Source organism: Pantoea agglomerans (assembly GCF_021397715.1).
GTDB classification, from domain to species: Bacteria; Pseudomonadota; Gammaproteobacteria; order Enterobacterales; family Enterobacteriaceae; genus Pantoea; species Pantoea astica.
Genome location: NZ_CP090207.1, coordinates 1,589,630 through 1,602,499 on the forward strand (window position 1 = coordinate 1,589,630; position 12,870 = coordinate 1,602,499).

The 12,870-nt window shown below is 58.9% G+C and carries 12 protein-coding genes; 4 read left to right on the forward strand and 8 right to left on the reverse strand.

The genetic code is table 11. From position 1 onward, the window contains the following. Nucleotides 1-44: 44 nt before the first annotated feature. Genes LZU96_RS07425 through LZU96_RS07460 form a run of 8 tightly spaced genes read right to left on the reverse strand, consistent with a single transcriptional unit; the run spans nt 45 to nt 7,761 of the window. The gene (locus LZU96_RS07425) at nt 45-1,466 is read right to left on the reverse strand and encodes an FAD-binding oxidoreductase (protein WP_233987695.1); all 1,422 of its coding nucleotides are present in this window, start codon (nt 1,464-1,466) and stop codon (nt 45-47) included. Between the two features lie 24 nt (nt 1,467-1,490). Beyond that, entirely contained in the window at nt 1,491-2,306 is an 816-nt protein-coding gene (locus LZU96_RS07430) for an ABC transporter permease (RefSeq protein ID WP_233987696.1), read from the reverse strand. A gap of 4 nt (nt 2,307-2,310) precedes the next feature. After that, nucleotides 2,311-3,138, reverse strand: a complete 828-nt coding sequence (locus LZU96_RS07435) for an ABC transporter ATP-binding protein (RefSeq protein WP_233987697.1) — start codon at nt 3,136-3,138, stop codon at nt 2,311-2,313. Further along, nucleotides 3,135-4,118: an ABC transporter substrate-binding protein gene (locus tag LZU96_RS07440; protein WP_233987698.1), complete on the reverse strand. Its 984-nt coding sequence runs from the start codon at nt 4,116-4,118 to the stop codon at nt 3,135-3,137. The genes LZU96_RS07435 and LZU96_RS07440 overlap by 4 nt, the downstream gene beginning before the upstream one ends. Nucleotides 4,119-4,131: 13 nt before the next feature. Next, complete coding sequence (locus LZU96_RS07445) at nt 4,132-5,013, reverse strand: creatininase family protein (RefSeq protein ID WP_233987699.1); 882 nt, start codon at nt 5,011-5,013, stop codon at nt 4,132-4,134. Between the two features lie 21 nt (nt 5,014-5,034). Then, the gene (locus tag LZU96_RS07450; RefSeq protein WP_233987700.1) at nt 5,035-5,496 is read right to left on the reverse strand and encodes a RidA family protein; all 462 of its coding nucleotides are present in this window, start codon (nt 5,494-5,496) and stop codon (nt 5,035-5,037) included. Next, nucleotides 5,486-6,766, reverse strand: coding sequence for a cytosine deaminase (locus LZU96_RS07455; protein WP_233987701.1), 1,281 nt, complete (start codon nt 6,764-6,766; stop codon nt 5,486-5,488). The genes LZU96_RS07450 and LZU96_RS07455 overlap by 11 nt, the downstream gene beginning before the upstream one ends. A 20-nt stretch (nt 6,767-6,786) precedes the next feature. Then, a complete protein-coding gene (locus LZU96_RS07460; RefSeq protein WP_233987702.1) occupies nt 6,787-7,761 on the reverse strand; it encodes a PDR/VanB family oxidoreductase in 975 nt (324 codons plus the stop codon). 212 nt (nt 7,762-7,973) lie between these two features. Here LZU96_RS07460 and LZU96_RS07465 point away from each other — a divergent pair, with 212 nt between their 5' ends. From LZU96_RS07465 to LZU96_RS07480, 4 genes are all read left to right on the forward strand, one after another. Then, nucleotides 7,974-8,897, forward strand: a complete 924-nt coding sequence (locus tag LZU96_RS07465) for a LysR family transcriptional regulator (RefSeq protein ID WP_233987703.1) — start codon at nt 7,974-7,976, stop codon at nt 8,895-8,897. A 261-nt stretch (nt 8,898-9,158) separates the two neighbouring features. Further along, on the forward strand, nt 9,159-10,148 hold the full coding sequence (locus tag LZU96_RS07470; RefSeq protein WP_233987704.1) for an ABC transporter substrate-binding protein: 990 nt from the start codon (nt 9,159-9,161) through the stop codon (nt 10,146-10,148). An 11-nt stretch (nt 10,149-10,159) separates the two neighbouring features. Continuing rightward, nucleotides 10,160-11,587 carry an amidohydrolase family protein gene (locus LZU96_RS07475; protein WP_233987705.1) on the forward strand — a complete coding sequence of 476 codons (1,428 nt, stop codon included), beginning with the start codon at nt 10,160-10,162 and terminating at the stop codon, nt 11,585-11,587. A 25-nt stretch (nt 11,588-11,612) separates the two neighbouring features. Next, nucleotides 11,613-12,602, forward strand: a complete 990-nt coding sequence (locus LZU96_RS07480) for an isopenicillin N synthase family dioxygenase (protein ID WP_233987706.1) — start codon at nt 11,613-11,615, stop codon at nt 12,600-12,602. Nucleotides 12,603-12,870 lie beyond the last annotated feature (268 nt).

A 12,870-nucleotide genomic window follows, 5' to 3' on the forward strand; every position in this document is an offset into this window, starting at 1 on the left:
CGCTGAGTGATAAGCGGGTTTTTTATTTTTCAAAGCCTGATGGCTCAGCGAGCGGGCTCGCCAGGCTGACGCTGGAGTAACAGCGGATCGTCATCTAACACCAGCGTGTCACGCAGCGCCCAGCCTTTGAGTTTACCGGGATTGAGTAACCCGTCTGGATCGAGGCACTGTTTAACCGACACCACCTCGGGTTTGATCTCGCCCTGTTTGCCCTCTTCAATTTGATAGACATGCGGATTGTTGATCCTGACATCATGAGCGCGGAAGGTGTCCATAATCTCATTCAGCCTTGCTTCGCTGGTATAGCGCACCAGTTGCAGGCCGCTGGCAGTGATATTGCCTTCACCGTCACGCAGGAACTCAATATGCGACATCACTTCATCACCCAACCGGGCGGCCATATCAATAATCTGCTGACGATAACAGGCCGGGTTAAACGCACTCTGTAAATAGGTCAGCGTGCTGTCTGCCTTCAGCGCGTGAAGCGTGGTGTGGTTCCAGCAATATTCCATCAGTGACGCATTCGCCTCGCGTGCTGCGTCGGCAGGCTGCCGCACCGCGTTGCTGCCGCGATATTTCTCCAGCAGCCCCGTTGCCAGCCGTTCACTTTCCCCGGCAATCAGGCTGATCACCGCGTGCTGACCCGCCTGATAATGGCCATTAAGATGGGTGAAGTAGCCGGGGATCGGCGCGGCAAAGAGTGCCAGCTGACGTTTCACCACTCCTGGTGAACGGGCAAAGGCATTGGCGTAATCCAGCGCATCGGTAAAATCGTCGAACACGTCGAGCCGCTCTATCCAGTGGTGAACCGGGGCCAGCGCCAGCTCAACCTCCAGCACGATCCCGTTGCTGCCGTAAGCGTGATGCAGCAGCAGCGCCTGCGGTGCCGGTATCTGCAAAATGCGCGGTTCCGCCTCCACCGTCATGACTTTGACGCTGAGTACGTTACCGGCTGCGGCCAGCGGGCCATAGTTGATTGAGCCGATGCCGCCGAAACCGCCGCCGTACAGCCCGCCCAGCGTGGCAAGGCGGTAAGTCGAAGGCATACAGCGCAGTTCCCAGCCGGTCGGGCGGGTCAGGGCTTCAATCTCCGCCAGCCGCATTCCGGCCTGCGCCCGCACCACGCCATCACTGAGTTCACACAGCTGATTAAAGCCGGTCATATCAACCAGAATGCCGCCCTCCAGCGGCACCAGCTGGCCATAGTTGCCGGTTGCGCCACCCCGCAATATCAGCGGTAACTGATGCTGTACGCAGGCGCTGACCAGCAGACTCAGCTCCTCTTCACTGCGCGGTTTAACCACCGCATCGGCCTGCTTATCTTCCAGTTGCCGTTTGAGTACCGGGCTGAACCAGTGAAAGTCGCGCGACAGACGTTTAACCTTTGGCGGCTGTAGTGTCCAGTCGAGATCGGGAAATGCCTGTTGTATCAGAGTAAGTGCCTGCTGACGGTGTTCAATGTGCATCGTGTTCCTGCCTGAAAATAGAGGTTAATGAGACTGAACCGCTTCGCTCTCGTGCCAGGCGCTGAGCGCGCGGCGGGAAATCCACGACATCACACCAAACAGTGCAATCCCGGCGAGAGAGATCAGCAGCAGCGCCGCGAACATCAGCGGAATATCGAGCTGATAGCCCGCCTGCAGGATCTGGTAGGCCAGCCCGGTATTATTTCCGCCGGTCCCGGCGACAAACTCGGCCACCACCGCACCAATCAGCGACAGCCCGCTGGAAATTCGCAGCGCACCGAAAAAGTAGGGCAGCGCGGAAGGAATGCGCAGGCGAATCAGCACCTGCAGACGACTGGCGCGGCTCAGCCTGAAGTAGCTCAGCAGCCCCGGCGAGACGCTGCGCAGCCCCTGGGTGGTGTTAGAGATAATCGGGAACACCGCCATCAGGGTTGAACAGACCACCAGCGACAGGGTGGTGTCTTTGACCCAGATAATAATCAGCGGCGCAATGGCGACGATGGGCGTCACCTGCAGGAAGACGATGTAGGGAAACAGGGCGGTTTCGACAAAGCGGTTCTGCACCAGCACAAAGGCCACGGCGGCACCGATGACGATCGAGAGTAAAAACGAAATCAGCGTGATTTTCAGGGTGAAGAGCAGCGCCATCATCAGCGACCCGAAATGAGTCCACAGGCTTTGCAGCATCACCAGCGGTGACGGCACCAGAAACTGCGGGATGTTGAAGTAGCTCACCCAGCCCTGCCACAGCAGCACCACAACCACCGCGACCACGGTGGGATAAAACACTTTGCGAAAGCCGGGATTGGCTATCCACGGCGAAGATTTTTGCGTCTGCATGGTATTACTCCCCGCCCGATTGGCTGGCTTGTAGCAGGCTGTCCTGCAGTTGCTTTGCGTAACGTGAAAAAGCCGGACTGACGCGGAAATCTTCGCTGCGCGGGAACGGCTCATTGATGGCGATATCCTCCACCACCCGGCCCGGCCGGGCTGCCATCATGATCACCCGCTGCGACAGAAAAACCGCTTCATGTATTGAGTGGGTGACGAACACCACCGTCAGGCCCTGTTCACGCCACAGCCGCAGCAGGTCACTGTCGAGTTTATTGCGGGTGATTTCATCCAGCGCGCCAAAGGGTTCATCCATCAGCAGCAGTTTCGGTCGCGTGACCAGCCCGCGGGCAATCGAGACGCGCATCTGCATTCCGCCGGAGAGCTCGCGCGGCAGCACCCGGGCAAACTGACCCAGCCCGACCAGTTCCAGCGCCTCGGTGACGCGGGTATTGGCTTCGGCCCGCGGCACGCCCGCCAGATCCAGCGGCAGACGAACGTTGTTTTGCACTGTGCTCCACGGCATCAGCGTGGCTTCCTGGAACACAAAGGAGAGCGGAACCTGCGCGCTTTCCCGGCTATCGCGACGCCACAGCACCAGTTTGCCATCGCTGGGCTCGGTCAGCCCGGCGACCATTTTTAGCAGCGTACTTTTGCCACAGCCCGACGGACCGAGCAGGGTGACAAATTCGCCCTGATGAATGGTGAGATTGACCGGCAGCAGCGCGCGGGTGCCGTTGCTGTAAATTTTCTCTGCCGACAACACTTCGATAGCCGGCTCTGCGTGCGGCGTGGCGGCACGACGATCGCGCATCACGGTCAGGTTGGGGGCGGTGTTCATGGCATCACCTTCGCGTCTTTGATCATATCGAGGCTATAGGTCTGGTCGAACGGCACTTTCTCCGCGTCGATCAGCTTGTTTTTCACCAGCATCTCCCAGCTCTTTTTCAGCCGAGCTTCGGTGATGATGCCGATACCGCCGGTTTGTGCGTCACCGCCGGTAACCAGCTGGTATTTCTTCATCTGCGCGATGCCGAAGGCGATCTGGTCGGCGCGCATCTGCGGGTTATCTTTGGCGATCAGCGCATTGCCGGCGGTCGGGTCCTGCAGATAGGCTTTCCAGCCCTGCATCGAGGCTTTGACGAAGGCGGCCACGGCGACCGGTCGTTTTTTCACCGTGTCAGCCATGCAGATAATCGAGTTACCGTAGGGCGGATAGCCCCAGTCGCTGAGCATGTAGACGTAAAACGGTTTGCCGCCTTTGGCAATCGAGAACGGCTCGGAGGTGACGTAACCCTGCTGCACCAGGTTGTTATCGGCGAGGAAAGGCTGAACGCTGAAGGTGTAGGGCCGGACTTTCACTTTATCCAGTCCCAGCTCGCTTTTGGCCCACGGCCAGAACGAGTTATAGGCCTCGGTTGCCAGCAGGAAGGTTTTGTCCCTGAGCTGCTGCGGCTGGTCCACCTTGTCATGGCTGATAAAGACCGTCGGCGAATGCTGGAATACCGTCGCCACCGTAACGGCATGAACCCCAGCCTCCCAGGTCTCCAGCGCCTGGCCGTTATCGCCCAGCGTACAGTCGGCGCGTCCGGCCGCCATCAGCTGCATCACGTTGACCTGCGGGCCGCCCATATTAATGCTGACATCCAGTCCGGCTTTTTTGTACAGCCCGTCGGCCTGCGCCTGATAAAAGCCACCGTGCTCCGCCTGGGCATACCAGTTGGTCAGGAAGGTAAACTTCTCTTCCGCCATCGCGGAGGCAGAAACCCCGGTCAGCAGCAGGGCCAGCAGAGAGAGAGTCGATCGACATCCAGGTTTCATCGTAAGCACTCCACTATTCAGAGACAAAAGAAGACGAAGGGGGCGTAAAGGTGGTTTGTACAAAACCGTGCCAGTGCTGTTTTCCCCAGGTGGGTTCGCTGCGGACTTTCCAGCTCATCTGGTGGATTTCGGTGATCGCCTGCGCCCAGCTTGCCGCCAGCGAATCGAGGATCGCGTGGCCCTGTTCGGCAGTAGCGCCGGTGGGATCGCCAATCACGCCACTCGGTCCGAAATCGTAGGCGGCCCAGGCAGCCGCCGGTCGGCCTGACGAGAGCGTCGGGCAGGGAAATGCTGGCGGATAGTTAGCAACCGCCTGGTCGAGGTGGACGCACTCCGGCGCCAGCGCCAGCATCACAGCGGTTTCGCTGTGACCGGCGTGCATCGCCATCTTCTGCTCCTCGGCGCTGAGGAACTGGTTTTCGACATTCGGCACCCGAAACACGTCGTGCGGGATCACGATCATATCGCCATGACGCAGGCGCATTTCCCGCGCCGCCATCTGCAACACCTGCGGCTGTCCGCCGTGACCGTTGATCATCAGCAGCTTGCGAAAACCGGCGCGGTAAAGCGATTCGGCAATTTCCAGCACCGTTTGCAGCAGGGTGTCGCCGGTTAAGGTCAGCGTGCCGGGAAAGTTCAGGTGTTCGTCTGACTTGCCGTAGGTGATTGGCGGAATGGCGTAGGCCGGGACCGACGCGGGCAGCCGCGCCAGCGCATGGCCTGCCACGCCGGAGGCGATCACGCTGTCGACCGAACAGGGCAGGTGCGGACCGTGCTGCTCAATCGCGCCGGTCGGCAGCACAATCACCGTATTGGCTTTGTCGGGCAGGGCAGCAATCGCCGTCCAGCTGAGAAAAGGCAGAAATCGCGCTGCGGGAATATAACCGTTAATCATGCTGTGCCTCGTGATCGGAAATTATCGGGGGAGCGGTAGCCAGGCGGTGGCTTCCACTTCAATCAGTACCTCGGCGCTGGGCAGCATTTCGCTGACCTGTACCACGGTTGAAACCGGAGGCTGGCCGTCATAGAACAGCTTTCTGACCCGGCTGTAACAGGGAAAGTGATCGAGATTGCGAAAGTACTGCACCAGCTTGAAGACATCACTCATCTGCCCGCCCGCCTGTTCGATGGTGTGGCGAATGCTTTCCAGCACGTACCAGCTCTGCGCAAGGATCGGTCCCTGTCTGGCATCGGTGGAGAACTCGCCGGTTTCGCCGACTAACTGGCGAACTTCGGCCGGGATATCCTTAAAGCCGCGTACCAGAGTGCCGCTCTGCGGGTTAACCGGAATGATGCCGGAGAGAAAGACAAAATCGCCGGCCCGACGCCAGGCGGCATAGTGGGCGAGCGGTTTGCCCGCGCCCTCTTCAAGACTCATAGGGGTTCTCCTGCTGCCAGGTGCGTTGATGGGTCAGCCTGCCGCGCTGGATCACCAGACGGGCAGCACTGTTTAATGGCCAGCTGCCACTGTCGCTGCCGGGAAACAGCACCAGCGTGGCGTCGCTGCCGGGTGACAGCGGCGGTACGGCTGAAGGTTCTCCGGTCAGGGCGGCGACATCACAAATCAGCCGTGAAGCGTGGTCAAAAACGTGGCTCAGTTGCAGGGCGAACAGGGCGCAGCTCAGGGTATCCAGCGGGTCATAACTGCCTGCCGGACAAAAGGCATCCTGAACGTTGTCGCAGCCGATCAGCAGCGGAACGCCAGCCGCCTGCGCCTCTTTCAGCAGAGTGATGCCGCGCTGACGCGGCGTACGCCCGGTTACGGCATCCTGCAACAGCAGGTTGGTCATCGGCAGAGCAATCAGCGTGACGCGCTGTGCCGCCAGCTGTTGTAACACCTGGCTCGCCTGCTGCTCACTGCCGGACGCCAGCGCGCAGCCGTGACTGCAACAGATGTGGCCGCTGAAGCTGTTTTCAGCCAGCCAGTGCGCCAGCCAGCTCAGACCCTGGGCCACGGGCGACAGCTCTTCATCAATGTGCAGATCGAGATCCAGATGCCAGCGTGCGGCGCTGCGCATCAGGTGAGTCATCGCCGCCGGGTCCCAGTTTGAGGAGTGGATAAAGCCGCCGAGCAGGCAATGCTGGCCGCTCTGCGCCACGGTGCGGGCGATGCGGTCAGCGACCTCAGGGTCGGCGAACAGGCCCAGCGGCACCAGTGCGACCCGTTCCAGCCGCATCGTTGGCGAGGCTATCGCGGCCAGTTCCGTCCAGGCGAGCGGGGCGGTAGCGTCAAACCAGTCGAGATGGGTGCGTAAGCGGGTGACACCGTTAGCCGTCGCTAATGCGATCGCCTTGCGGGCGCGCTGCTGCAAATCTGACGGCGTCCAGTGCTGACGATCCTGGTGCAGGGTCTCAATCGCGGCCAGCAGACCCGGTTTCGACGGGCGACTGCGGGCAAGAGTAAAGGTTTTATCGAGATGCGCGTGCGGTTCAATCAGCCCCGGTAACGCCAGCGCGCCGTGCTGATCCCACAGACCAATCTGATCGCGTCCGGCGGGCGTCAGGTCGGCAATCTTGCCATCCTTAAAGCGCAGATCCGCCAGCAGCGGCTCGCCCGCTTCCGTCGGCCAGTTCGCTGGCAGCAGCCAGGCGGGCAGACGAACATTGGCAATGCCTTTCAGCGGGGCGTCAGTGAAAGCAGCAGGCATCTTCAGGCTCCGGGGTGGCATTAAAGATCGAGGACCAGAACCGGCGTTCTGGATCGCGAGCAGCACAAGGTTATCTGCGTATTTTCCGCTTTCTCTTCGGCAGTCAGCACACAGTCGCGATGATCGGGAATACCGTCGATAACATCCGTAATGCAGGAGCCACAAATACCCTGTTCGCACGACAGCATAATATCGACGCGGGCGCTTAACAGGACTTCAGCAATTGTCTGATTCGGGCCAACTAAATAACGGCTGCCGGTTGAGCTGAGCTGAATATAAAATGGGTTATCGCTGGCGCTGTTATTCAGTGCCGCATTGCTGAACCGCTCAAAAGATAATTGTTGCGGCTGCCAGTGATGCTGCTGCATAAGATGTTGCAGGCGCTGAATAAAGCCATCCGGACCGCAGGCGATTATTCGCGTCTGTGGGTCAGGCTGTGATAAACAGGGCGGCGTGAGGTGACGCAGGGAGTCACTGGCGCTGCTGTAATGAAAATAAACCTGGTCGGCCAGTAAGGGCGCTGATAAGCGTGAAGCAAACGCGGCCTGTTGTGGCGCAGAAAGATAATAATGCAGCTCAAATTCAATACCTTGCCGGGCAATCTGTTCCGCCATGGTCAGCAGCGGCGTAATACCAATCCCGCCAGCAAACAGCAGATAGCGTCCCGCTTCGGGCAACGGAAAGTGATTACGCGGCGCTGAAATCGTCAGCTTATCGCCGGGCCGGAAATGATGATGAATATAATGTGAACCGCCGCTGGAACGTTCTGCCCGCCTGACGCAGATTTCATAATATTCGCCGCTGTGGGAGTAGCTGCAAAGGGAATACTGGCGCGGACCGATATCCGGAATAATCACGTCAATGTGCGCGCCGGGTAAATAAGCCGGTAACGCTTCGCCGTGCTGCGAAATAAGCTGCAGGGAAAGATTATCGACACCGTTAATATCGACAGATTTAATCGTGACAGGAATCAGTCCGGCATCTTTCATCGTCATTTACCGTTTTTCATTAAGCTGGCCTGTATAAAAAGGACGAAAACGCACTCGCCGACTGACCTGAAGCGAAACAGCGGCTCGCTGCCCGGCATCTGCCTGTCCGGCGATGAAACAATCGTTCCCGTTGCAATGAAATCTACGTTATTGTGATAAAACTGTTGCGTCCAGCGCTTTGATTCGCACATCCCGTTGCATAAAAGAGAGCACTCGCTATGTTCGCCTTCTCCCGATTTTTGCTCTATTTCACTGAAGTCGCCCGTCAGGGATCGTTTCGTAAGGCCTCCGAAACCCTGCATGTGGCGGCATCCTCCATCGACCGGCAGATCCTGCGGGTTGAGAAAGAGCTGGCGATGCCGCTGTTTGAGCGCCACCCCAGCGGCCTGCGGCTGACCGCCGCCGGTGAGCTGTTGTTGCACGCGGCAAATAACTGGAAAAAGGATTTTTCCCGGGTCTGCGAACAGCTTGACGATCTGCGTGGTCTGCGCCGCGGTCATGTGCGTATCGCCACCATCGACGCCATTAATCGGCAGTTTTTCTCGTCGATGCTCAGGCAGGTGCATCTCGACTACCCGAATATCTCTTTCACCCTGACCACCATGAATAACGTCGATATTCAGCAGGCGCTGATCTCAGGCGATGCTGATTTTGGCGTGATGCTCAATCCGCACACCTCACGTGAACTGCAGGTGCGGGCGTTTGCCGAAATTAACCTTGGGATTGTGGTGCCGGGCGGACATCCGCTCGCCAGCAAAAGCGGGGTGCGATTTAATCAGTGCATGGATTATCCGTTTATCCTGCCTTCCGCGCCGCTGATGCTGGCGGAACCGGTGCAGGCGCTGATCAACATCCACGGTGGCAGCATCAGAGAAGTGGCGGTATCGAATAATATCCACATGATTCGCTCGCTGATTAAAGAGAAGATCGGCATCGGCATTCTCTGCTGGCTCGATATCATGGATGAGGTGGAAAGCGACGAACTGCGGTTTGTTCCGCTGACCGATCCGCAGCTCAAAACCTTTACCCTGTCGCTGTGCGTCGCACCGGCCAGGCAGCTCTCGCTGGCGGCCTCAATGATGCTTAAACAGCTGGAAATGCTGTTCAGTCAGATCCAGACTCCAGGCCATCACCGATCCTGACTCTGCACCAGCATGGTGCTCTCTGCTCCTTAATGAATCAAAGGTTGCAGCGCGCCCGGCTCCGATCGCCGCGCCAGCCGCCATCCACGCCGATCCGCTGACCTGGCATCCTTTTTGTATAACTCAGTGTGAGTAGAAGCGGTCAGTGCAGGTAACTGCGCGGGACATTGCTCAGCCACCATTTCGCGGTTCATGTTGAACCGGTTGGGGGCTGAGCCGCATTGGCTCAGCCTCTCTCCGGTGACGATTAGGAGAGGAGCAATGAAGTTACTATTCCGCATTCCCCTGTCTGGCTGCGTGCTGAGCACGCTGATTTCTGGCGCATTTGTCTTCCCGGTGGGTGCCGCAGAGAAAATCGCCTTGCTGACTTCCTGGTACGCCCAGGCTGAGCAGGGCGGCTACTATCAGGCGCAGGCGACCGGCATTTATCAGCGCTACGGGCTGGATGTCAGCATTCAGTCCGGCGGACCGCAGATCAACGGTATGCAGTTGCTGTTATCAAAGCGGGCCGACGTGATCATCGGTTATGACCTGCAGTTACTGGAGGCGGTACAGCGCGGCTTTCAGGCGAAAGCCATTGCCGCCCCGTTCCAGTTCGATCCGCAGGGGCTACTGACCCACGCCTCCGTCACCTCCCTTGACGGCCTGAAAGACAAAACCATTCTGGTTTCCAGTTCCGGCCAATCCACCTGGTGGCCGTGGCTCAAGGCGCAGTATCAGCTCAGTGATGGGCAGGTACGTCCCTACACCTTCAATATTCAGCCGTTCATTGCCGATCAGAATGTGGCCCAGCAGGCTTACGTCAGCTCTGAGGTTTTCCAGGCACAGAAGGCCGGGGTGAAATCGAACTTCTTTCTTTTCTCCGAACACGGCTATCCCCCTTACGGCGGCATTCTGATCACCCGGCCAGACCAGATCAGCAGCCGCAATGAGGCGATGGCGAAGTTTGTCCGTGCCTCAATGGAGGGCTGGGTGAGCTATCTGAACAACCCGGCACCGGGCAATGCGCTGATTAAAAAAGATAACCCGAAGATGACCGATGATTTGCTGGCCTGGGGCGTGACGCAAATCAAACAGCACCATCTGATTGACGGCGGCGATGCCGCGACAGCCGGCTGGGGCACCATGACACAGGAGCGCTGGCAGAAAACCCGGGATTTCATGGTGAAAGCCAGCCTGCTGAAGGCGGATACCGACTGGAAACAGGCGTACACCACCGAGTTTGTTCAGCAGATGCAGGTTAAACCGTGAGGAGTGATGCGATGTCATCTCAGTCATTACTGATTAAAAATGCGCACGCCATTCTGACTGGCCTGCCGGGCGATCGGGCGCGCCAGGCCGGACCCGATATCCGCGTCCGTGAGGGCGTGATCGAAGCCATTGGCTCGCTGAGCGCCTTGCCGGACGAGCGGCTGATCGATGCCCGCGACTGCGTGGTCTATCCCGCCTGGGTCAATACCCATCACCACCTGTTTCAGTCATTGCTCAAAGGTGAGCCGCAGGGGCTGAACAAAAGCCTGACCGCCTGGCTGAGCGCGACGCCCTATCGCTTTCGCGCCACCTTTGACGAGCAGACGTTCCGGCTGGCGGTGCGTATCGGCCTGATTGAGTTACTGCGGTCCGGCTGCGCCACGGTCGCCGATCATAACTATCTCTACTGGCCGGATATGCCGTTTGATCCCTCAGAGATTCTGTTCAGTGAAGGCGAGGCGCTGGGGATGCGCATTGTGCTGTGCCGCGGCGGCGCAACGCAGGGGCGGACCATTGAGCAGGATCTGCCACAGGCGCTGCGCCCGGAGAATTTCGGCCACTACATGGCTGATATCGAACGGCTGGTGGCGCGCTACCACGATCCGCGACCAGCCTCGCTGCGGCGGGTGGTGATGGCTCCGACCACGCTATTGCATTCGGCTCCCGGCGCGCAGCTGCGCGAAATGGCCGGGCTGGCGCGCCAGCTCGGTATCCGGCTGCACAGTCATCTGTCGGAAACGGTGGATTATCTGGATACGGCGCGCGATCGCTTCAATATGACGCCGGTGCAGTTTTGCGCCGAACACGACTGGCTGGGTGATGACGTCTGGTTTGCGCATCTGGTGAAGCTGTTGCCGCAGGAGATCACGCTGCTGGGTGACAGCCGGACCGGGATTGCGCACTGCCCGCAAAGTAATGGCCGTCTCGGCAGCGGCATTGCCGATCTGCTGGCGCTGGAGCAGGCGGGCGTCCCGGTTTCGCTGGGCGTGGACGGTGCAGCATCGAACGAAGCGGCAGATATGCAGAGTGAAGCCCATGCGGCCTGGCTGTTGCAGCGCGCCCGAAAAGGCATGTTTGCCACGCCACGCTATGACGGCGGAACGTTTGAAGGCGGCGGCGATGCGGCCACCATTGAAGATGTGGTGCGCTGGGGCAGCGCTGGCGGCGCGCAGATCCTCGGCCTGCAACAGAGCGGCACCGTGCAGGTCGGGATGCTGGCTGATATCGCCATTTACCGGCTGGACGACCCGCGCTACTTCGGCCTGCACGACATGGCGATTGGCCCGGTGGCCTGCGGCGGTCGGGCTTCACTCAGGGCACTGATGATCAATGGCCGGGTGATTGTCGAAAACGATCACATCCCTGGCCTCGATCTCGACGCCATGCGCCATCAGGCAATGTCAGCCGTCCGCACCCTGCAACAGCGTGCCGCCGGTTAACCCTCTTCTGTAAAGGAAAAAAATAATGACACAATCAACCCAGACACAAGGCTACGCACTGCAGGAACTGGAAAAAGAAGCGGCGATGGGCGCAATGGGTGAAGAGACCTTTGCCCGCGAGGTCCGCTGCATCGACCTGTCAGATTTTGAACAGCGTAAACCTGAGATTGCCGATGAACTGTGGCAGGCCGCGGTGGAGATCGGTTTCTTCCAGGTCAGCAATCACGGTATCGCTCTCGACGATATCCGTCAGGCGTTCAGCATGACGGAAGATTTCTTCTCACTGCCGGATGCGGTCAAAGCCCGCTATCCGCTGGCGCGTAACGCCGGCTGGGAAAATAAGTCGCAGGTCCGTCCTTCGACCAAAACCCCGGATCAGAAGGAGTCCTATCAGATTACCCGTCCCTTAATGGATTCGCTGTGGCCGACCGAGCAGGAGTTGCCCGCCTTTAAGCAGACCATGCTGAGCTTCGAATCACAGTGCTGGCAACTGGGGATGAAATTGCTCTCCTGCTTTGCACTCAAGCTCGGTTTTCCTGAGCACTTCTTCGAGCAGGCGCACAATCCCGATCGGAACACCTACCAGAGCACGCTGCGGATGCTGCACTACTATGCGACCGAACAGTCGGAGCAGGGAATGTGGCGTGCCGGTGCGCATACCGATTTCGACTGCCTGACGCTGCTGTTCCAGCGCCCCGGTCAGGGCGGCCTGCAGGTGTGCCCTGGCAAGGATCGCGAAAGCCAGCAGTGGACCAGTATTGAACCGCGTGAAGAGGTGATCACCTGCAATATTGGCGACATGCTGATGCGCTGGAGTGACGACCAGCTGCCGTCAAACTTCCATCGGGTGAGAAGCCCGCTGCCAGGAGAATATCAGGGCGCGCGCTATAGCCTGGCGTTCTTCTGTCAGGCGAATAAAGATGTCGAGATCCTCGGCCCGCAGGCGAAGTATCCGGCGATCAGCGCTGAAGATTATCTGCAACAGCGTATCCAGGCGAACTTTGCCAAAGGGTAAAGCGAAATAGCAGCAAAAAGCCCGCTCAGGTTTCCCTGAGCGGGCTTTTTTAAAAACTTCGCTTCATCGCTGATCGTGCCACGAGGTTCTCTGCAAAAGACGGGTATCCAGAACAAGCATCTAAAAGTCGGCTCGAAGCGAGAGGGTGTCCAAAGAGCTCTGACGGTCTGCTCTGTGCCAGAAGCGGACGCTGCTAACTTCATGTTAAGTTGATGTGCGGGAAGCAGGTCACCTCGAACAGTCCACAGCGCAAGATGTCTCTTTGCTT